An 18,579-nucleotide genomic window follows, 5' to 3' on the forward strand; every position below is an offset into this window, starting at 1 on the left:
GGCCCCTTTTGACGTCAGAAAGGAAACACGACATGGCCGTTCGTCGCATCGTCGCCAATCTCCACGCAGCGGAGCCCAGGGCGGCACAAGCATTCTACGGCGACCTGCTCGGGCTCGACATTCTCATGGAACACGGCTGGATCCTGACCTTCGGCACCGGCGGCACGATGACACCGCAGCTCGGCGTTGCCAGCGAGGGTGGGGCGGGTACGCCGGTACCGCTGCTTTCGATCGAGGTCGACAATGTCGATGAGCTCTATGACAGGGTGAAGGCCGCACGCCTTGAGATCGTCTACGATCTTGCCGATGAGCCCTGGGGCGTCAGGCGGTTTTTTGTCCGCGACCCGTTCGGCAACATCGTCAACATCCTCGAACACCGGGCATAGAACGAAAGTCTGCGATTTCCGGACAGACATCTTGCCGGTCAGGCCTTGGCATCGGTCGCGAAGGCGGCTTACATGCCGCCGGTCATCAGCATCCTGGAGCATAGTGGAATGGCGCGTCCGATTACCTCGATCGCCGATCTTCGAGCCATCGCCAAGCGCCGGGTGCCGCGCATGTTCTACGACTATTGCGATTCCGGCTCTTGGACCGAGAGCACCTATCGCGAGAATGAGAGCGACTTCGTGCCGATCAAGCTGCGCCAGCGCGTTGCCGTCGACATGCGCGACCGTACGCTTGAAACGACGATGGCCGGCGAGACGGTGTCGATGCCGGTGGCGATCGCGCCGACCGGCCTAACCGGCATGCAGCATGCCGACGGTGAGATTCATGGCGCACGCGCTGCAGAGAAGGCCGGCATTCCGTTCACGCTGTCGACGATGAGCATCTGCTCCATCGAAGACATCGCCGAAAATACGTCGAAGCCGTTCTGGTTCCAGCTCTATGTGATGCGCGACCGCGAATTCGTCTCGAACCTGATCCGTCGTGCCAAGGCTGCCAGATGCTCGGCCCTGGTGCTGACGCTCGACCTGCAGATTCTCGGCCAGCGCCACAAGGACATCGTCAACGGCCTGTCGACGCCGCCGCGCATGACGGTTGCCAACATCATCAATCTGGCGACCAAGCCGCGCTGGTGCCTCAACATGCTGCGCACCAACCGGCGCACCTTCCGCAATATCGCCGGTCACGCCAAGGGCGTCACCGATCTGCGGTCGCTGTCGTCATGGACCGCCGAACAGTTCGACCCGGCGCTCAGTTGGGACGACGTGAAGTGGATCAAGGAGCAGTGGGGCGGCAAGCTGATCCTCAAGGGAATCCTCGATGCCGAAGACGCCGAGAAGGCCGTGGCAAGCGGCGCCGACGCGCTGATCGTCTCCAACCATGGCGGCCGCCAGCTCGACGGCGCGGTTTCCTCGATCTCGGCGCTGCCCGGCATCGTCGACGCTGTCGGCGACCGCATCGAGGTGCTGATGGATGGCGGCATCCGCTCCGGCCAAGACGTGCTCAAGGCCGTGGCCCTTGGCGCCAAGGGCGTGTTCATCGGCCGCTCGTTCCTCTATGGCCTCGGCGCCGGCGGCGAGGCGGGCGTGACCGCGTGCCTCGACATCATCCGCAAGGAGCTCGATATCACCATGGCCTTCTGCGGCCTGCGCGACATCAAGGACGTCGACAGCCGTATCATCGTCCGGCGCTGAGGGTTCGGCTGGGCTGGCGGCGACGCGATGAAGCAGCTTTTGCGACGCGCTGGTGCGATGAGTTCGAGCGCCAAGCGCGGCGTCTATTTCGCGCTCGGTCTGCTGATGCTGGCGCTCGGCATTGTCGGCGCCTTCTTGCCCGTCATGCCGACCACGATCTTCATTATCCTGGCTGCCTGGTGCTTTGGTCGCTCGTCGCCGCGCTTCGAGGGATGGCTGCTCGGCCATGCGACTTTCGGCCCGCCCTTACGCGCCTGGCGCGAACAGGGTGCCATCCCGCGCCGGGCCAAGATCATGGCCTGGACAGGCATGGCCCTCGGCTACGGCCTGTTCTGGTTGAGCAAGCCTGGTCCTTGGGTAGCGGTCGGCGTGTCACTGATCTTTGTCGCAGGCGCCGTTTATGTCGGCACGCGGCCCGAGCCCAAACCAAGCCAAGCGGACGGCTGACGTCCGAGGCTGTCGCGCCGCCTTTTGGGCGGGACCGGTCGGATTTGGCCTTCCGTGCCTTGTTGTGGTAGGGAGCGGCCTTATCTAAAGGGCGATTGCCGCCCCACATACATTCGAGACCTTATGACCAAGCTCTACGCCGACGGCACGAAAATCGTCGCCGTCGCACCGATGATGGACTGGACCGATCGATGCTGCCGAAATTTCCATCGGCAGATCACCGGCGATGCGCTGCTTTACACCGAGATGGTGGTGGCCGATGCCGTCATCCACGGTCCGCGCGAGCGCCTGCTTGGTTTCGATGCCGTCGAACACCCTATCGCGCTTCAGCTCGGCGGCTCCGATCCGGCCAAGCTGGCGGAAGCCGCGCGCATCGGCGAAGGCTTCGGTTATGACGAGATCAACCTCAATGTCGGCTGCCCGTCCGACCGTGTGCAGTCGGGCACATTCGGTGCCTGCCTGATGAAGACGCCGGAGCTCGTCGCCGAATGCGTTTCGGCGATGAAAGCTGTGGTCAGCATTCCAGTCACGGTAAAGTGCCGTATCGGCGTCGACAACCAGGACCCCGAGCCGGCGCTTGATATTCTTGCCGACATGGTTTTTGCTGCCGGCACCGACGCGCTGTGGGTGCATGCCCGCAAGGCGTGGCTGGAAGGGCTCAGTCCAAAGGAAAACCGCGAAATCCCGCCGCTCGACTATGACCGGGTCTATCGCCTGAAAGCACGTTACCAGCACAAATTCATCGGCATCAATGGCGGCATCCAGAGCTTGGACGAAAGCCGCGACCATCTCGACAAGGTCGATGGCGTGATGCTCGGCCGTGCTGCATATCACACGCCGAGCGTGCTCGGCGGTGTCGACGCATTGCTGAATGGCAAAGTGGCCCACGAGATGGACTATGCGGTGCTGATCGACGCCATGGCCGACTATGCCGGGCGGCATATCGCATCAGGCGGTCGTCTCGGTCATGTCACGCGCCATATGGTCGGGCTGTTCCACGGTCTTTCGGGCGCGCGGCGCTACCGTCAGGTTCTGTCGACCGACGCCAACAAGCCAGGTGCCGGGCCGCAGGTGTTGCGCGACGCTTTCGCCGCCGTTGACCTGACGAGCCGCAGCGAGGCTGCATAGCTTCCATAACTTAGGCCTTGCCCGGTGGCCGCGGCACGTCCCGGATCGCGTTGGCAAGCCGAACTTCGCGCAGGATTCGGCCGCACACCGTCGCTGCCCCCATGCAAAGCGTTTGCGCCGATGGCCGCTCATGCTCCGACGTTGCCGGACGGGCTGGCCTCGCCATTTGGTTTGTGTGATCATTTGGCGGGGGCATGTTCGAGGAGGGGCGGTTTCATGTGCCGATTGCCGGGCGGAGCTATGGCGCGTGAAGGCTGCGCGTGATGGAAACGCCGCAACTGCCGGCCTTGCGATCCTACCACTCCTGGATCGCCAACGAGACGCTGGAGGATTATTCACTCCGATACGCGGCCCGGTCGTTTCGCCGTTGGTCGCCATTCGTCATTGCCAACACAGCACTCGGCGGCATTTCATTTCTCGCCCTTGAGGCCATCGGCGGCGCGATCACGCTGAGCTACGGCTTCGCCAACGCCTTTCCGGCGATCCTGGTGACCTGCCTGTTCGTCTTCGTGACGAGCCTGCCGATCGCCTATTATTCCAGCCGCCACAACATCGACATGGACCTGCTGACGCGCGGCGCGGGCTTTGGCTATATCGGCTCGACGATCACCTCGCTGATCTACGCGACATTCACCTTCATCTTTTTTGCTCTCGAAGGCGTGATCATGGCGCAGGCGCTCCACCTGTTCGCCGATGTGCCGCTGGTGCTGGGTTATGTCATCTCCTCGGTGGTCATCATCCCCATCACCTTCATGGGCGTGACGCTGATCAGCAAGCTGCAGCTGCTGTCGCAGCCGATCTGGATCGCCATGCATCTGGCGCCCTTCGCCTACATCCTGTTTGCCCATCCCGACACGCTGAACGAGTGGGCGGCTTTCGTCGGCAGCGATGTGGCAGGCGAGGGGTTCAACTTCCTGGCCTTCGGCTCGGCCATCGGCGTTCTGTGCGCGCTGTCGATCCAGATCGGCGAACAGGTCGACTATCTGCGCTTCCTGCCTGACAAGACGCGTGAGAACCGTTTCCGCTGGTGGGCGGCGGTGATTGCCGCAGGGCCGGGCTGGATCGTCGTCGGCGGTTTCAAGATACTGTGCGGCAGCCTGCTCGCGGTGCTCGCCATCCAGGCCGGGCTGTCGCGCTCGACGGCGCTCGAACCCATCCACATGTACATCGTCGCCTATGAATATGTCAGCGCCGACCCGCGCGTCGTGCTCACCCTGGCCGCCGTTTTCGTGCTGATCTCGCAGGTCAAGATCAACGTCACCAATGCCTATGCCGGTTCGCTGGCCTGGTCCAATTTCTTCTCGCGCGTCACCCATTACCACCCCGGCCGGGTCGTCTGGCTGGTGTTCAACATCCTGATCTCGCTGCTTCTGATGCTGCTGGGCATTTTCCAGACGCTGGAGCTGGTGCTGGCGGTCTATTCGATCATCGCCGCTGCCTGGGTAGGCTCGATCTTTGCCGACCTCGCCATCCTCAAGCCGATCGGAGTCAGCCCGGCATTCCCGGAGTTCAAGCGCGCTTATCTCTACAACTTCAACCCCGTCGGCTGCGGTTCGATGGCGCTGGCGTCGTTCGTTGCCCTGCTGTGTTTTTCCGGCATTTTCGGCGTCATGGCGCAGGCCTATGCCGCGCCGATCGCCTTTGTCACGGCACTCGGCTCCGCTGTGGCCATCGGTGTTGCCACCAAGGGGCGGTATTATCTGGCGCGCCAGCCCGTCGACCTGCCGGCGGCCACGTCGGATGCCAATCTGTGCGCCATCTGCGGCGTCACCTATGAAGGCTCCGACATGGTGCATTGCACCTTCTACGAGCAGCCGATCTGCTCGCTGTGCTGCAGCCTGGATTCGCATTGCCACGATGTCTGCAAGGCGCCGGGAGGCGAGCTACAGACGTCGCGCTCGCGCTATTTCGGGAAGGCGCTGCCGCATATTCGCGACAAGATCGCCCCGCGCATGGGCCAGCGCCTGCTCAAGGTGGCAGGTGTGCTGTTTGCGCTCGCGGTGATCTCGGGCGGCGTGTTTCTGCTGACTTATCGCCTGATCGAGCCCGGGTCGGAGCAGCCGCATCTGGCAAGCGGCCAACTGCTTCTCAGGGTTTTTCTCGCGCTGCTGCCGCTGCTCGGCATCGGCGCCTGGTGGATCGTGCTGTCCCAGGAGAGCCGGGAACTTGCCGAGCGCGATCTTGTCGCCTCGCTGGAAAAGTTGCGGCAGACGCAGCGAGACCTGGCGAGCAACGAGCGCCTCGCCGCCATCGGTCAGATCACGGCAACCGTCAGCCACGAGCTGCGCAATCCGCTTGGCACGTTGGTGACGTCAGCCGACGTGTTGCGCCGCTCGCTGAAGAGCGCCGACGCACCGGTACTCTCGGAATTGGAACGGCTGCAGCGAAACGCCTGGCGCTGCGTGCGGATCATCGAGGACCTGCTCGATTTCTCGCGCAAGCACGCCCTGGTCGTCTCGCCGATACTGATCGACCGATGGGTGGCCCAGCATGTCGCCGAACAGGAGGCTGCGCGGCCGATACAGCTGGAACTTGCCGCTGGATGCAGGATATCGGCCGACGGCGAGCGGTTGCGGCAGGCCTTTTCCAACGTCCTGGCCAATGCGCTGCAGGCCTGCGAGACGGCGGATGACGCGGCAATCGTCGTCTCGACCCGCTGCGAGGGCAACAACGCCATCATCTGCGTTGCCGACAATGGGACCGGCATGTCGCGCGAGACAGTGGCACGGGTGTTCGAGCCGCTGTTCAGCACCAAGGCGTTCGGCGTCGGATTGGGCATGCCGCTGGTCAAGCGCATCGTCGAGCAGCATGGCGGCTCGGTGCTGATCGACAGCGAGCAGGGAGCCGGCACGCGCGTGTCGATCGTGTTGCCGCGCGCGGGCGCTGGTTCGTCATGACCGAGCAGACCGATCTGCAGACCGATTTCATCGGCGACGACGTCATTCCGCATGCAGCCGAGCCGACCGAGATGAAGCGTGTCCTCATCGTCGACGACGACGAGGATTTTGCCGCAAGCCTCGCCGGATTGCTCGAGCTCGAAGGCTATCAGGCGATCATCGCGCATGATCCGCCGTCAGCCCAGCGCGCTTTGGCCTTGCACCTGCCGGCGGTGGCCCTTGTCGACGTGCGGTTGGGCGTCGGCAACGGTGTCGAACTGGTCAGGGCGTTTCGCCAGCAAAGCCCCGATCTCATCTGCCTGATGGTCACAGCCTATGCCTCGGTCGAGACGGCGGTGGAGGCGTTGCAGGCCGGCGCCTACGACTATCTGTGCAAGCCGTTCCACAGTGCCGATCTGTTGGCGACGCTGGAGCGCTGCTTCGAACGCACGCGCCTCATGGAGGAAAAGCGCCTGGTCGCCGAGCGGCTCGGCCAGATGCAGCGCATCGAGGCGATGGGACAGCTGACCGGCGGCATCGCGCACGACTTCAACAACATCCTGGCTGTCCTGCTCGGCAATCTGCGCTGGCTGCAGGAGCACGTGCAGACCGAGCCTCAACTGGCGCAGATGGTCGACGATGCGCTGGAGGCGGTGAAGGCAGGGACGGAGCTGACCTCGCGCCTGCTCAATTTCGGCCGCCGCGAGGGCGGTGACACGGCCCGTGTCGATCTGGGTGAGGCGCTGCCCGACCTGATGCGCGTCTTGCGTCGCACGCTGGACGACAAGATCGGCCTGTCGCTCGAACTGGCGGACGATCTGCATGAGGTCGAAGTTCAGCCGGCACAACTGGAAACCAGCCTGCTCAATCTGGCGCTCAACGCGCGCGACGCAATGCCGGATGGCGGCCTGCTTCGGTTCGAGGCCTGCAATTTTGTCGTCCGGCCCGATGACGCCCGCGTCGCCTCGGGTCTGTTGCCCGGTCAGTATGTCGTCATTTCGGTCATCGACACCGGCCACGGCATGCCGCTGGCGGTGCGGCGCCGGGCGCTGGAACCGCTGTTCACCACCAAAGCAGCGGGAAAGGGCAGTGGCCTCGGTCTGCCGATGGTCGATGGCTTCGTGCGACAGTCGGGCGGGCGCCTGGGCATCTCCAGCAATCCGGACGAGGGCACCCGGATCAATCTCTATCTGCCGCGGGCAGTTCAGTCTCGGCCCTGAGGGGCGAACATGTAGCCGACGCCGCGAATGGTCTTGATGAATTGGGTGTCGCGCGCATTGTCCCGCAACTTGCGGCGTATCTTGCCGATCAGCACGTCGATGCTGCGGTCGTAAGGCGTCCAGTTGCGGTTGGCGACGATGTCGAGGATCTGTTCGCGCGACAGGATGCGGCCGCGCCGTTCGACCAGCGCGGACAGGATCTGGAACTCCTGGCTGGTGAGCCGCACGTTCTCGCCGTTCGGCGACGACAGCTTGTAGCGTGCGGGATCGAGCTGCCAGCCATCGAAACAGACGGCGGCCGAACGATCCACTTCTGCCTGCTCGGGCAGGTTGATGCGCTTGGCAAAACGCCGCATCACAGTGCGCACCCGCGCCAGGAGTTCGCGCGGTTCGAAAGGCTTGGTGATGTAGTCGTCGGCCCCGAGTTCGAGGCAGACGACCTTGTCGATCGTGCTGTTCTTGCCCGACAGCATGATCAGCGGCAGGTCGTATTGCGAGCGCATGCTGCGCGCCAGCGTCACGCCGTCCTCGCCGACGGGAAAGCCGAGATCGAGGATGACGAGATCGAAGGCCTCGTCGGCCAGCGCCCGCCGCATCGAACGCCCGTCATGGGCGCTGACGATGGCGTAACTTTCGCTGGTCAGGAATTTTTCCAGGAAGCTGCACAGCCGACGATCGTCATCGACAATGAGAATGCGTGATCTTGGCTCGGCAACTGACATGGCAGCTACGATAATCGCAATTCATGGGCCCGGTCGAGAAGGGAAGATGGCCATTGGTCGCGGTCGGCGCCGCCGACCCGCGGGTGCGGGCAGATCGACATCCTTCCTGCGCGGGAATGTCTGTCTAATACACTGAAAATTCTAGCTGAAATTGATGGGTCGCCTTGCGCGGCCCATGCCTGCAGCCATCCGTTTGGTTACAAAAAATTACAATACGGCCCGCTTTCCGATGCATGGCGATTACATGCCGCTCCTAGCTTGGCGACGCACGGTGATGCCGGGCGGCGTCGCGCTGCCCGGCGCAGCAACGGGGACGGCGCGCAAGCCACCCCCCTGCACGCCGGCAGATTAGGAGGAACAGCCGCATGCCACAGACAGTATTCTCAGTCGATCTGAACAAGGCGCCCGAAGACCATGCCATCAAGACGCACAACCGTTGGCATCCCGATATCCCGATGGTCGAGTACCTCAAGCCTGGGCGCACCTACCGGGTGGAGTGCCATGACTGGACGGGAGGCCAGATCGGCAACAACAACAGCGCCAACGACGTCCGCGACGTCGACCTGACGCGCGTCCATTATCTCAGCGGCCCGTTCGGCGTCGACGGCGCGGAACCCGGCGATTTGCTGGTCGTCGACATTCTTGATCTCGGCGCCAAGCCCGATTCGGAATGGGGCTTCAACGGCCTGTTCGCCAAGGAAAATGGCGGCGGCTTCCTGACCGAGCACTATCCGGAGGCCAGCAAATCCTGCTGGGATTTCCACGGCATCTACACGACGTCGCGCCACATTCCTGGCGTGCGCTACCCCGGCATCATCCATCCCGGCCTGATCGGCTGCCTGCCGGACCACAAGCTGCTTGCCGAAGCCAACCGGCGCGAAGCCGCGTTGGTGGCGACCGATCCGGCTCGAGTGCCGCCTCTGGCAGCCCTGCCATATGCCGACACGGCACTGATGGGACAGATGAAGGGCGATGCTGCTCGGACGGCCGCAGCCGAAGCCTGGCGCACGGTGCCGCCGCGCGAACACGGTGGCAACTGCGACATCAAGAACCTGTCGCGCGGTTCGAAAGTCTACTTCCCGGTCTATGTAAAGGGTGGCGGGCTCTCGATGGGAGACATCCACTTCTCGCAGGGCGACGGCGAAATCACCTTCTGCGGCGCCATTGAAATGGCTGGCTGGGTCGATATCAGCGTCGACGTCATCAAGGGCGGCATGGCGAAATACGGCGTCATCAACCCGATCTTCAAGCCGAGCCCGATCGACCCGCATTTCGACGACTATCTTATCTTCGAGGGCATCTCGGTCGATGAGCACACCGGCGAGCAATATTACCTCGACGCTCACGTCGCCTATCGCCGTGCCTGCCTGAATGCCATCGAGTACCTCAAGAAATTCGGCTACTCGGGCGAACAGGCCTACATGATCCTCGGCACGGCACCGGTCGAGGGGCGCATCGCCGGCATCGTCGACATCCCCAACGTCTGCGCCACCCTGGCCATTCCTACGGCGATCTTCGACTTCGACATCAATCCCAATGCGCTCGGGCCCAAGAAGCAGGACTTCAAGGCCGACGTTGCCAAGACGAGCTGATCAGGCTGCACAACAACAATGAAGCGACGGTCAGGCCCGGTCCTGGCCGGCGCTCTCCTGGGAGGGATTCATGCTGCTTGGATTTGCTTTGCTTTATGTCGGCGCCGTCCTGTTTCTGAACGGACTCTGGCTTCTCGGAAAGATCGAAGACCGGGAAATCGTCGTCATCAACGTGGTCTCGGGTGTCGTCACGCTGTGCGCGTCGCTCGCCTGGGCGTTCGGACCCGCTGCCGATGCTGCCTCGATCAAGGGGGCGGCGCTGACGATCCTGTTTTCGGCGACCTATTTTTGGGTGGCCTATAACAGGGTGGTGAAGGTCGACGGACGCGGCCTCGGCTGGTTCAGCCTGTTCGTCGCCATCACCACCATCCCGGTCGCGGTACAAGGACTTTCCACCGCCCAGACGTCGACCGATCTCTGGCTCGCGTCCAACTGGGTGATCTGGGGCGTGCTGTGGTTCCTGTATTTCCTGCTGCTGGCGCTGCAGCGGCCGATCCTGCGGCTGACGGCGGTGGTCACGCTGCTTGCCGGCATCGTCACCGGCTGGCTGCCGGGCTTCCTGCTGCTCGACGGCAAGCTCTGACGCCGGCTTTTCCGGCCAGGCGTTGGCGCGCTTGGCCGCTTGCGGGCGGGCGAGGGCTGTTTTGCCCGCCATATCGTTTCAATGGATGCTTTCTGGAGGCTGGTCATGCCGCTCTACAATTATGTTTGCGACGATTGCGGACCGTTTGAAGAATGGGTGCCGATGCAGGACGCGCTTCGGGCGTGCGCCTGTCCGCAATGCGAGGAGCAAAGCAAGCGCGACGTGGCCGCACCACGCCTGAGCCTGATGAACGGCAAGTTGCGCCGCGCATTGGCCCGGTCGGAGGCCAGCGGCACCGAACCAAAAGTGGTGAAGAAGGCGCATCTTGCCGGTTGTGGCTGCGCCTTGTGCAAGATCGGCAACAAGCCTGTGCCGACACGCAAGAAATGGTCGATCGGCCACTAGAGCCCTAGTCGCGCAGGATCATCCTGTCGCCGCGCACGTCGAAGCCCGAGAGCGAGCCGATGAAGTTCATGCCGAGCAGGCTCTGCTCTAGCCCCTGGTCGGCGACGAGCATCGGCAGGTTCCTGCGTTCGATGGAGCCGAGTTGGACGCTCGCCGCAGTGACCCGTGCCGCATGCGCAATGCCGTTGGCAGTCGAGACCGGTACGGTAAAGCTCAGGCTTTCGAGATCGAAGCCCGCGCGGCGGGCATCGGCCACGGTCAGAACGGTGGTTGTGGCGCCCGTGTCGACCATGACATCAATTGTCTGGCCGTTGACCTGCATGCGGGCGCCGAAATGTCCGTTGGTCAGTTTGTCCAGGGTGACGGTCGCGCGGCCATCGCCATCCAGCGCCGACATCGGGCTTCCCGGCACGAGGCCGGCGGTGACACGGCTGGCGACGTCCTGCAGTTCGTAGCGGTACTGATAGCCGGCGACAAACACCAGAACGATCACCACCCACATTGCCAGGCTGCGCACCGTGTCGCCGAAGCGTGTGCCACGGCGCAGGACGCCAGCGCCGATGACCAGCAGCAGCGCGCCAGCGTAGATCAACTGGCCGAAGCTGTCATTATTGAGGCCGAGCGTTTCGCCCGACGAATGGTTGAGCAGCAAGAGCAGCAGCCCGCCGCCGAGCACGGCAATGACGACCCAGTAAAGCCGGCTCATCTCTGTCTGGTATCCTTAGCTGGACGCATTTTCTCGCGCCATCCGCGCGCGGCGAGTTTCGCGGCGCGGCTTGCGCTCGATGGTCTCGAGGCGGGCGGGCAAGGTGGCCATGACGGCGCGGCGCGTCTCCGGCGTCATCTTGTACCAGGCGCCAACCTCGTCGCGGGTACGGCCGCAACCGAAGCAATAGCCCGTCGCATCGTCAATCGAGCACAGCATGATGCAAGGGGTTTCTATTGCCGTCATCGTGTCGTCCATGGGGCCTCGCACCGATGTTTAACACCGGCCCGCCACAGATGATGTAGCCTGCGCGTCATTGCAAGCGCTATCCCGCGACGTCACGTCTCGCCGCCTGTATGCGATCTCGCGATTGTTTTCGCTCGTCGAGGCGGCTATGCCGCGCATGACCATGACGAACGGCAGGCAGCACCCATGACCAGCGCTTCCCCCTTTGACGATTTCCGCAACCTGTTTGCGCATCTGCCCGAGGGCGATGTCGCCCAGGCAGGCAAGGTCTGGGCGCTGTTTGCCAAGACAGACAAGCCGAAAGGCTCGCTCGGCCGCATCGAGGACATCGCGGCCTGGCTGGCGCGCTGGACGGGCCGCGCGCCACCCTCGGTGCTCAAGCCTATGGTCGCGATCTTTGCCGGCAATCACGGTGTCGCCGCACAGGGCGTGTCGCCGCGAGCCATGGAAGCGACGGCCCAGCGCGTCGAGCTGTGCGCTGCCGGCGGTGCTGCGATCAACCAGATCTGCCTTGCTAACGATCTCGGGCTGAAGGTGCTCGACCTGGCGCTGCACCTGCCGACATCGGACATCACCGTCGAGCCGGCGCTGGACGAACGTGGCTGCGCCGCCACCATGGCTTTCGGCATGGAGGCGATTGCCGGCGGCAGCGATCTGTTCTGCATCGGTGACCTCGGCGTTGCCAACACGACGGTTGCCGCGGCCCTTTGCGCGGCGTTGTTCGGCGGCAAGGGCGCCGACTGGGTCGGGCCGGGTTCCGGTGCCGATGCCGCCATGCAGGCGCGCAAGGCCGAAATGGTCGACCGCGCGCTGGCGCTGCATGGCCCTCACATCAAGGACCCGTTCGATGCTCTGCGTCGGGTCGGCGGGCGTGAATTCGCGGCCATTGCCGGTGCCATCCTTGCGGCGCGCATGGAAAAGATGCCGGTGTTGCTCGACGGCTTCGCCACGACCGCTGCCGCCGCCGTGCTTTACGCCGTCGACCGGACGGCTCTCGACCATTGCATGTTCTCGCATGTCTCGACCGAGCCGGGCCATGCCCGCCTGCTGGCCAAGCTCGGCGCGCGGCCCTTGCTCGGGCTTGGCATCGACCATGGCGAGGCGGTTGGTGCGGGGCTTGCCGCAGGCCTGGTCAGGACGGCGGCGCAGATCAGCTCGGGAATGGCAGCGGCTATCCGCTGATATCACCCATTTCCACGTTCTTCGAACAGCGCTCCAGCTTCTGAGCCCGCGCGATTCCCCAGGGAAACCCGCTTCCCGCTTTCCCTGAATTGCCCTAGCGGCGGCCGGCGGTGCTGCGCGCCAGCGAAGGCAGGTCGTCGATGACCCGGGCCGGCGGGAAGACGGCGATGGCCTCGGTGCCTTCGCGCAGCTTCGAGCGCAATTCGAACTCGCCGCCATGCAAGGCAAGCAGGCCCTGGACGATGGGCAGGCCAAGGCCGGTTCCCTGTTCCGCGCTCTTGATGGCGATCGAGCCCTGGCCGAAAGCCGAAAGCACGACGGGGATTTCGTCGGCGGGAATGCCCGGGCCCCTGTCCTTGACTGAGATGTACTGACCGCCACCGGCGGTCCAGCCAACGCGGACGCGGATTTCGCTACCCGTCGGCGAGAATTTGATGGCGTTGGACAGAAGGTTGAGCGTGATCTGTCGGATGGCGCGTTCGTCGCCGAGCAGGCGCGGCAGCGTCGGCTCGAACTGCTCGACGATCTTGAGATCCTTGTTGCGAGCCTTGAGCTCCATCATGTGGCAGCAATCCTCGACCACCTGGAGCAGCATCAGCGGCTCTTCGTTGAGCTGATAGCGGCCGGCCTCGATGCGCGACAGGTCGAGGATCTCGTTGATGAGGTCGAGCAGGTGCTGGCCCGACTGGTGGATGTCGCGGGAATATTCGCGATAGGTCGGGCTGTTGATCGGGCCGAGCACTTCGCCGGCCATCACTTCCGAAAAGCCGAGGATGGCATTGAGTGGCGTGCGCAGCTCATGGCTCATCGTGGCCAGGAATCGTGACTTGGCGAGATTGGCGTCTTCGGCGCGGCGGCGGGCCTCGTCCGACATCGATTTTGCCGTCTCCAGTTCGGCAATCAGCGCGTCCATTTCGGAGCGGGCGGCCATCAGCAGCAGCGCGGACCGCTTCTTGATGCCGGCAACGAGCGAAAAGAAGGGCAAGGCAGCGACCAGCAGCGCGACCATGACGATGCCAAGCGGCTCGGACAGCTTGACGCCGAAGGCGGCATAGGCGGCGACGGGAACGACGAAAGTTGCGGCCAGTGCGCCGCGCAGCGACGACGCGACGATTGCGGTCGCGGCCATGGCGACGAGCAGGAAGACGCCCTTGACGACCGACAGCAGGCCGGGTTCGCAGGCCGCACAGGTCATGGCGGCGAGATAGGCCCAGGCGAGGCCGGTGACGAAATGGCCAATGAAGAAATTGCGCCGGATGGCCGACGGCGTCATCGCCGCAGGCGCTGCCTCGTCGGCGCGGCGGGCAAGCAAGGCCAACCCGACATAACCCATCATCGCGACCAGCGACCATTTGAGGATGGCATCGTCAGCGCCGAGCAAGAACCCGATGCCGGCGAAGATGACGACGAGAAGCGGCAGGGTTGCAGAATTGGCCCTGATCGAACGAGCGTGCAGCTTCAGCAGTTCGCGGTCGAAAGCCAGGCCGCCCGGCTGCTGGGCCAATTGATCGCGTGTCTTGCGCACAGCACGAGCGACATCGCTGTTGCGATGGCGTTTCCTGCGGTCCACAATGATCTTGTCCGCCGTGTTAGAGCGTTGCAACGGCATGTGATAATTCAGTTTTCGCGCGCGCTTTTCTTCAAGTCCGCACGCTACGTCCGAATGATTAAGGGATTGTTTGCCATATGAGCCGTTCGTGGTCGGGCAGGCCGCGGCAGCGGTATTTCAGGCGCCCGCGCAGTCGTTGGCGCAAGATTCTCGACTATGCGCTGGCGTTTGCCGTCCTCGGGCTGCTGACCCTGGTTTCGGCGCGCCTCGACCGGGTGGAAACGCGCAGGACGGAAGGGGTCGCCGTCGTCAATGACGGTGATTCGATCACGCTCGGCGGCGAGCGCATCCGCCTGCGCGGCATCGATGCGCCGGAATATTCCCAGATTTGCCGCAAGGACGGCGCTGACTATCCCTGCGGCCGGCGTTCGCGCGAGGCGCTGTCGAAGTTGGTCAGTGGGCGCCAGGTGCGTTGCGCCGGCTGGGAGCGCGACCGTTACGGCCGACTGCTTGGCGAGTGCACGGCTGCCGGCGCCGATCTCAACCGTTCGCAGGTGGAGGCCGGCTGGGCCGTTGCCTATGGTGGCTATGAAGCGGAGGAAGCGGCCGCGCGGCTTGGCCGAAAGGGCCTGTGGGCCGGCGACTTCGACCGTCCGCGCGATTGGCGCAACATGCATGGCGATATGGCTGAAATCGAGCATGGCAGCTATGGGCGCATGCTCAACTGGCTGCGGGAAATCTTTCGATTCTCGTAGCTTGCGGCTTATGCTTGCAAGATCGGTACAAGTCTGAGGAGGCAGAAATGAAGCTGTTTGACGGGGGAAGGGCGCCGAATCCGAGGCGCGTGCGCGTGTTCCTGGCCGAAAAAGGCATTGATGTGCCCAAGGTATCAGTCGACATGGGGGCGATGGAGCACAAGAGAGCTGATGTTTCCTCGCGTAATCCGCTGCAGCGACTGCCGGTACTCGAGCTCGACGACGGCACGATCCTCACCGAAACGGTCGCCATCTGCCGCTATTTCGAGGAGCTTCATCCCGAGCCCGCCTTGTTCGGCAACAGTGCGCTCGGCAAGGCCAGGGTCGAGATGTGGCAAAGGCGGATCGAGCAGAATCTGTTCCAGCCGGTGGCCTTCGCCTTCCGCCATACCCATCCGGCGATGAAGGAGTGGGAAATCCCCCAGGTGCCGGAATGGGGCGAGGTCAACCGGCCGAAGGCCATCGAGTTCCTGGCCTTTCTCGACAAGGAACTCGCCGCGCGCGAATTCGCCGCCGGGGACGACTATTCCATCGCCGACATCACCGGATTGTGCGCCATCGACTTCATGAAGCCGGCGAAGATCGTGATGCCGGAGGCGTTTACCAACGTGCAGCGCTGGTATCGCGCGCTGGCGGAACGCCCGAGCGCTGCCGCCTGATCATGTCGGCCGAACTCGACAGCCTCGTCGCCGAGATCAAGGCTTGCCGCATCTGCGTCGAGCAACCACTGGGCAAGTCCTTGCCGCATGAGCCGCGGCCGGTGGTGGTGCCGTCTTCCACTGCGCGCATCCTGATTGCCGGGCAGGCGCCGGGCACCAGGGTGCATCTGAGCGGAGCGCCTTTCACCGACGCATCAGGCGACCGGCTGCGCGATTGGCTGGGTGTGCCGTCGGAGACCTTTTATGACCCGGACGCCTTTGCCATCGTGCCGATGGGCTTTTGCTTCCCGGGCCAGGACGCCAAGGGCGGTGATCTGCCGCCGCGACGGGAATGCGCAATGGCCTGGCGTGCCCGGCTGATGAAGCTGATGCCGCAGATCGATCTCGTGCTGACGATCGGTCAGTACGCGCAGCGCTGGCACATGGGCGCGGCGCGCGCGGCGTCCTTGACCGACACCGTCGCCGACTGGCGGGCTGTCTGGGCGCGTTCGTCTTCGCCGCATGTGCTGCCTTTGCCGCATCCGTCCTGGCGCAACACCGGCTGGATCAAGCGGAATCCCTGGTTCGAAATGGAATTGCTGCCTTTTCTCAAGGCGGAAATCCAACGTCGCCTTTCCCAAGTGTAGTGGAATTCGATACCGAAGATACAGGGTGTGCGGAGAATTCCTTTCTTGTATGATGGCCTAAATGACAGGATTATGGCGAACCTTTTCTAACGGAGCCCAGATATGGACCGCCTTGACCGGAAAATCCTCCGCCTCCTCCAGGAGGACGCGACCTTGGCCGTGGCCGACGTCGCCAAGAAAGTCGGCTTGTCCACCACACCGTGCTGGCGCCGCATCCAGAAGCTCGAGGAAGAGGGCGTCATCAAGCGCCGCGTGGCGCTGCTCGATCCTGAAAAGATCAATGCGCGCGTCACCGTGTTTGTGGCGATCCGCACCAATTCGCACAGCCATGAATGGCTGCGCCGCTTCTCCGAGGTGATCCAGGAGTTTCCTGAAGTGATCGAGTTCTACCGCATGAGCGGCGACGTCGATTATCTCCTGCGTGTCGTGGTGCCCGATATCGGCGCCTATGACGCCTTCTACAAGCGGCTGATCGCCAAGATCGAGATCCGCGACGTGTCGTCGTCCTTCGCCATGGAGCAGATCAAGTACACGACCGAAATGCCGCTCGATTACATGATCCTCGACAAGGAGAGCGGTGCGTCGGCGGCTTGATCAAGCTTTCGCGCTCAGGCGTTCGACAATCTTGGGATCGGTGAGTTCGCGCACGGCGTCCTTGCCGATCCATTTCGCCGTCTTGTCAGTCGACGCCGCCAGCTTCTCCGCCAGTTGCAAGGCGGGTGCGTGGAGGGCAGGCGAGCGCTTGCCGGTCTGGCGCAGCGCCCAGTTTACGGCCTTCTTGACGAAGTTCCTGCTGTCACCCGCCTGCGCCTCGACAAGCGCGAGCCAGCCGAGGAAGGTCTCGTCCGGCTCCTTCTTGAGATGTACCGCGGCGGTCGCGATCGTCGAGAAGGCTGCACGGCGGACGAATTCGCGCTCATCGGCGGCATAGGCCGGGATGATCTCGTGAGCCAGATTTGCAGCGCAGATGAGATGAGCTGCGTGATCGACGATCTCCCAGCTGTCGAACTCGGCGGCCATCGCGTCGACCTGGCCGCGGGTCACCTTTGCCGGCTCGTCGGTCGCGGCCGCCAGGATGCGCGCTTCGCGAATGCCCGTCGCCCACAGGCCCAGAGCGCGGGTGTGATCGCGCTTGAGCAGGCGGGCTATGGGATTGGTCACGGCATTGGGGATGCCGAGTGCGCGGTCGGTGGCAATGCCGAAGCGGGCCATACCGGCGAGATTCTCTTGCGAGGCCAGCGTGCGCAGATGCGCGATGATCTCATCGACGGTCGAAGCCGACGAAAGCGCCATGGTGCCGCTCTATTTCTCGAGGCGGGCGAGCAGGGACGAGGTATCCCAGCGCTTGCCGCCCATGCCCTGCACGTCCTTGTAGAACTGGTCGACAAGGGCGGTCACCGGCAGCTTGGCGCCATTGCGGTCGGCCTCTTCCAGGCAGATGCCGAGATCCTTGCGCATCCAGTCGACGGCGAAGCCGAAATCATACTTGCCGGCATTCATCGTCTTGTGGCGGTTTTCCATCTGCCAGGAGCCGGCGGCACCCTTGGAGATGACGTCAACGACCTTTTCGATGTCGAGGCCGGCCTTCTTGCCGAAATGGATGCCCTCGGCGAGGCCCTGGACGAGGCCGGCGATGCAGATCTGGTTGATCATCTTGGTCAACTGGCCAGCGCCTGCAGGCCCCATCAGCCCAACCATGCGGGCAAAGGAATCGATGACAGGGCGGGCGCGCTCGAAGGGTTCCTGCTCGCCGCCGACCATGACGGTCAGGACGCCGTTTTCGGCACCGGCCTGGCCGCCTGAAACCGGGGCGTCGAGGAAGTGGAAGCCGCCCGTCTTGGCGGCGGTGTCGAGCTCACGTGCCACCTCGGCCGAGGCGGTGGTGTTGTCGATGAAGATGGCGCCTTTCTTCATCGAGCGGAATGCGCCCTTGGCGCCCGTCGTGACTTCGCGCAGGTCGTCGTCATTGCCGACGCAGGCAAAGACGAAGTCCTTGCCGTCTGCTGCTTCAGCCGGCGTCACGGCAAAAGCGTCGCCGTGCTGGGCTGCCCATTTCTCCGCCTTGGCGGTGGTGCGGTTGTAGACGGTGACGTTATGGCCGCCCTTGTTCTTGAGATGGCCGGCCATGGGGTAGCCCATGACGCCGAGACCAAGGAACGCGACCGATGCCATGGCTTACCCTTTCGAAGTGCAAAATGCTCTGGTGTCCGTGGTCTATGCCATGGAACGGATTCGTCAAGACGACG

Annotated in this window: 20 protein-coding genes; 14 read left to right on the forward strand and 6 right to left on the reverse strand. The window is 63.7% G+C overall.

What is annotated here, in order from left to right; all coding sequences use genetic code 11:
• Positions 1-32 precede the first annotated feature (32 nt).
• From IG197_RS26275 to IG197_RS26300, 6 genes are all read left to right on the forward strand, one after another.
• On the forward strand, positions 33-386 hold the full coding sequence (locus IG197_RS26275) for a VOC family protein (RefSeq protein WP_192315826.1): 354 nt from the start codon (positions 33-35) through the stop codon (positions 384-386).
• A gap of 108 nt (positions 387-494) precedes the next feature.
• A complete protein-coding gene (locus tag IG197_RS26280; RefSeq protein ID WP_154383954.1) occupies positions 495-1,637 on the forward strand; it encodes an alpha-hydroxy acid oxidase in 1,143 nt (380 codons plus the stop codon).
• A gap of 27 nt (positions 1,638-1,664) precedes the next feature.
• Positions 1,665-2,084 carry a YbaN family protein gene (locus IG197_RS26285; protein WP_067961175.1) on the forward strand — a complete coding sequence of 140 codons (420 nt, stop codon included), beginning with the start codon at positions 1,665-1,667 and terminating at the stop codon, positions 2,082-2,084.
• 123 nt (positions 2,085-2,207) lie between these two features.
• Positions 2,208-3,212 (forward strand): tRNA dihydrouridine(20/20a) synthase DusA, encoded by a 1,005-nt coding sequence (dusA, locus tag IG197_RS26290; protein WP_067961179.1) that lies wholly within the window; start codon positions 2,208-2,210, stop codon positions 3,210-3,212.
• 263 nt (positions 3,213-3,475) lie between these two features.
• A complete protein-coding gene (locus IG197_RS26295) occupies positions 3,476-6,109 on the forward strand; it encodes an ATP-binding protein (RefSeq protein ID WP_192315828.1) in 2,634 nt (877 codons plus the stop codon).
• Positions 6,106-7,308 (forward strand): sensor histidine kinase, encoded by a 1,203-nt coding sequence (locus IG197_RS26300; protein WP_192315829.1) that lies wholly within the window; start codon positions 6,106-6,108, stop codon positions 7,306-7,308. Before IG197_RS26295 ends, IG197_RS26300 begins: the two co-directional genes overlap by 4 nt.
• Here the strand turns inward: IG197_RS26300 and IG197_RS26305 are convergent.
• Complete coding sequence (locus IG197_RS26305; RefSeq protein WP_067961189.1) at positions 7,293-8,030, reverse strand: response regulator; 738 nt, start codon at positions 8,028-8,030, stop codon at positions 7,293-7,295. The two genes, IG197_RS26300 and IG197_RS26305, sit on opposite strands and share 16 nt — an antisense overlap.
• A 365-nt stretch (positions 8,031-8,395) precedes the next feature.
• Here IG197_RS26305 and fmdA point away from each other — a divergent pair, with 365 nt between their 5' ends.
• The 3 genes from fmdA to IG197_RS26320 all read left to right on the forward strand — a co-directional run bounded on the left by fmdA (position 8,396) and on the right by IG197_RS26320 (position 10,610).
• Positions 8,396-9,622, forward strand: coding sequence for a formamidase (fmdA, locus tag IG197_RS26310; RefSeq protein WP_067961192.1), 1,227 nt, complete (start codon positions 8,396-8,398; stop codon positions 9,620-9,622).
• A 70-nt stretch (positions 9,623-9,692) separates the two neighbouring features.
• The gene (locus tag IG197_RS26315; RefSeq protein ID WP_067961194.1) at positions 9,693-10,205 is read left to right on the forward strand and encodes an AmiS/UreI family transporter; all 513 of its coding nucleotides are present in this window, start codon (positions 9,693-9,695) and stop codon (positions 10,203-10,205) included.
• A gap of 105 nt (positions 10,206-10,310) precedes the next feature.
• Positions 10,311-10,610, forward strand: coding sequence for an FmdB family zinc ribbon protein (locus tag IG197_RS26320; RefSeq protein WP_115733793.1), 300 nt, complete (start codon positions 10,311-10,313; stop codon positions 10,608-10,610).
• Positions 10,611-10,614: 4 nt separating this feature from the next.
• Here the strand turns inward: IG197_RS26320 and IG197_RS26325 are convergent, their stop codons facing one another.
• On the reverse strand, positions 10,615-11,316 hold the full coding sequence (locus IG197_RS26325) for a TIGR02281 family clan AA aspartic protease (protein ID WP_192315831.1): 702 nt from the start codon (positions 11,314-11,316) through the stop codon (positions 10,615-10,617).
• Positions 11,317-11,331: 15 nt separating this feature from the next.
• The gene (locus IG197_RS26330) at positions 11,332-11,562 is read right to left on the reverse strand and encodes a DUF1289 domain-containing protein (protein WP_067966403.1); all 231 of its coding nucleotides are present in this window, start codon (positions 11,560-11,562) and stop codon (positions 11,332-11,334) included.
• A 186-nt stretch (positions 11,563-11,748) separates the two neighbouring features.
• Between IG197_RS26330 and IG197_RS26335 the strand changes: the two genes are divergently transcribed.
• A complete protein-coding gene (locus IG197_RS26335; RefSeq protein ID WP_067961200.1) occupies positions 11,749-12,744 on the forward strand; it encodes a nicotinate-nucleotide--dimethylbenzimidazole phosphoribosyltransferase in 996 nt (331 codons plus the stop codon).
• 94 nt (positions 12,745-12,838) lie between these two features.
• Here IG197_RS26335 and IG197_RS26340 read toward each other — a convergent pair whose 3' ends face one another.
• Entirely contained in the window at positions 12,839-14,353 is a 1,515-nt protein-coding gene (locus IG197_RS26340) for a HAMP domain-containing sensor histidine kinase (RefSeq protein WP_192315833.1), read from the reverse strand.
• A gap of 77 nt (positions 14,354-14,430) precedes the next feature.
• On the opposite strand from IG197_RS26340, the gene IG197_RS26345 reads away from it, so the two are divergent.
• From IG197_RS26345 to IG197_RS26360, 4 genes are all read left to right on the forward strand, one after another.
• Positions 14,431-15,048, forward strand: coding sequence for a thermonuclease family protein (locus tag IG197_RS26345; RefSeq protein WP_192315835.1), 618 nt, complete (start codon positions 14,431-14,433; stop codon positions 15,046-15,048).
• Between the two features lie 47 nt (positions 15,049-15,095).
• On the forward strand, positions 15,096-15,707 hold the full coding sequence (locus IG197_RS26350; protein WP_192315837.1) for a glutathione S-transferase: 612 nt from the start codon (positions 15,096-15,098) through the stop codon (positions 15,705-15,707).
• 2 nt (positions 15,708-15,709) lie between these two features.
• A complete protein-coding gene (locus tag IG197_RS26355; protein WP_154383958.1) occupies positions 15,710-16,333 on the forward strand; it encodes a uracil-DNA glycosylase family protein in 624 nt (207 codons plus the stop codon).
• 102 nt (positions 16,334-16,435) lie between these two features.
• Positions 16,436-16,927 (forward strand): Lrp/AsnC family transcriptional regulator, encoded by a 492-nt coding sequence (locus tag IG197_RS26360; RefSeq protein WP_067961212.1) that lies wholly within the window; start codon positions 16,436-16,438, stop codon positions 16,925-16,927.
• On the opposite strand, the gene IG197_RS26365 is transcribed toward IG197_RS26360, so the two are convergent.
• Complete coding sequence (locus tag IG197_RS26365; RefSeq protein WP_192315838.1) at positions 16,928-17,626, reverse strand: DNA alkylation repair protein; 699 nt, start codon at positions 17,624-17,626, stop codon at positions 16,928-16,930. It abuts the gene before it with no gap.
• Between the two features lie 9 nt (positions 17,627-17,635).
• Entirely contained in the window at positions 17,636-18,505 is an 870-nt protein-coding gene (locus tag IG197_RS26370; protein WP_192315840.1) for an NAD(P)-dependent oxidoreductase, read from the reverse strand.
• Positions 18,506-18,579 lie beyond the last annotated feature (74 nt).

It is taken from the genome of Aminobacter sp. SR38 (genome assembly GCF_014843375.1).
In the GTDB taxonomy this organism is placed as follows: Bacteria; Pseudomonadota; Alphaproteobacteria; order Rhizobiales; family Rhizobiaceae; genus Aminobacter; species Aminobacter ciceronei.

What these genes read in the sequence shown, in the direction of transcription:
- IG197_RS26275 (WP_192315826.1), top strand. Translation starts at nt 33, where the DNA reads ATGGCCGTTCGTCGCATCGTCGCCAATCTCCACGCAGCGGAGCCCAGG.
- IG197_RS26280 (WP_154383954.1), top strand. Translation starts at nt 495, where the DNA reads ATGGCGCGTCCGATTACCTCGATCGCCGATCTTCGAGCCATCGCCAAG.
- IG197_RS26285 (WP_067961175.1), top strand. Translation starts at nt 1,665, where the DNA reads ATGAAGCAGCTTTTGCGACGCGCTGGTGCGATGAGTTCGAGCGCCAAG.
- dusA (WP_067961179.1), top strand. Translation starts at nt 2,208, where the DNA reads ATGACCAAGCTCTACGCCGACGGCACGAAAATCGTCGCCGTCGCACCG.
- IG197_RS26295 (WP_192315828.1), top strand. Translation starts at nt 3,476, where the DNA reads ATGGAAACGCCGCAACTGCCGGCCTTGCGATCCTACCACTCCTGGATC.
- IG197_RS26300 (WP_192315829.1), top strand. Translation starts at nt 6,106, where the DNA reads ATGACCGAGCAGACCGATCTGCAGACCGATTTCATCGGCGACGACGTC.
- IG197_RS26305 (WP_067961189.1), bottom strand. Translation starts at nt 8,030, where the DNA reads ATGTCAGTTGCCGAGCCAAGATCACGCATTCTCATTGTCGATGACGAT.
- fmdA (WP_067961192.1), top strand. Translation starts at nt 8,396, where the DNA reads ATGCCACAGACAGTATTCTCAGTCGATCTGAACAAGGCGCCCGAAGAC.
- IG197_RS26315 (WP_067961194.1), top strand. Translation starts at nt 9,693, where the DNA reads ATGCTGCTTGGATTTGCTTTGCTTTATGTCGGCGCCGTCCTGTTTCTG.
- IG197_RS26320 (WP_115733793.1), top strand. Translation starts at nt 10,311, where the DNA reads ATGCCGCTCTACAATTATGTTTGCGACGATTGCGGACCGTTTGAAGAA.
- IG197_RS26325 (WP_192315831.1), bottom strand. Translation starts at nt 11,316, where the DNA reads ATGAGCCGGCTTTACTGGGTCGTCATTGCCGTGCTCGGCGGCGGGCTG.
- IG197_RS26330 (WP_067966403.1), bottom strand. Translation starts at nt 11,562, where the DNA reads ATGACGGCAATAGAAACCCCTTGCATCATGCTGTGCTCGATTGACGAT.
- IG197_RS26335 (WP_067961200.1), top strand. Translation starts at nt 11,749, where the DNA reads ATGACCAGCGCTTCCCCCTTTGACGATTTCCGCAACCTGTTTGCGCAT.
- IG197_RS26340 (WP_192315833.1), bottom strand. Translation starts at nt 14,353, where the DNA reads ATGCCGTTGCAACGCTCTAACACGGCGGACAAGATCATTGTGGACCGC.
- IG197_RS26345 (WP_192315835.1), top strand. Translation starts at nt 14,431, where the DNA reads ATGAGCCGTTCGTGGTCGGGCAGGCCGCGGCAGCGGTATTTCAGGCGC.
- IG197_RS26350 (WP_192315837.1), top strand. Translation starts at nt 15,096, where the DNA reads ATGAAGCTGTTTGACGGGGGAAGGGCGCCGAATCCGAGGCGCGTGCGC.
- IG197_RS26355 (WP_154383958.1), top strand. Translation starts at nt 15,710, where the DNA reads ATGTCGGCCGAACTCGACAGCCTCGTCGCCGAGATCAAGGCTTGCCGC.
- IG197_RS26360 (WP_067961212.1), top strand. Translation starts at nt 16,436, where the DNA reads ATGGACCGCCTTGACCGGAAAATCCTCCGCCTCCTCCAGGAGGACGCG.
- IG197_RS26365 (WP_192315838.1), bottom strand. Translation starts at nt 17,626, where the DNA reads ATGGCGCTTTCGTCGGCTTCGACCGTCGATGAGATCATCGCGCATCTG.
- IG197_RS26370 (WP_192315840.1), bottom strand. Translation starts at nt 18,505, where the DNA reads ATGGCATCGGTCGCGTTCCTTGGTCTCGGCGTCATGGGCTACCCCATG.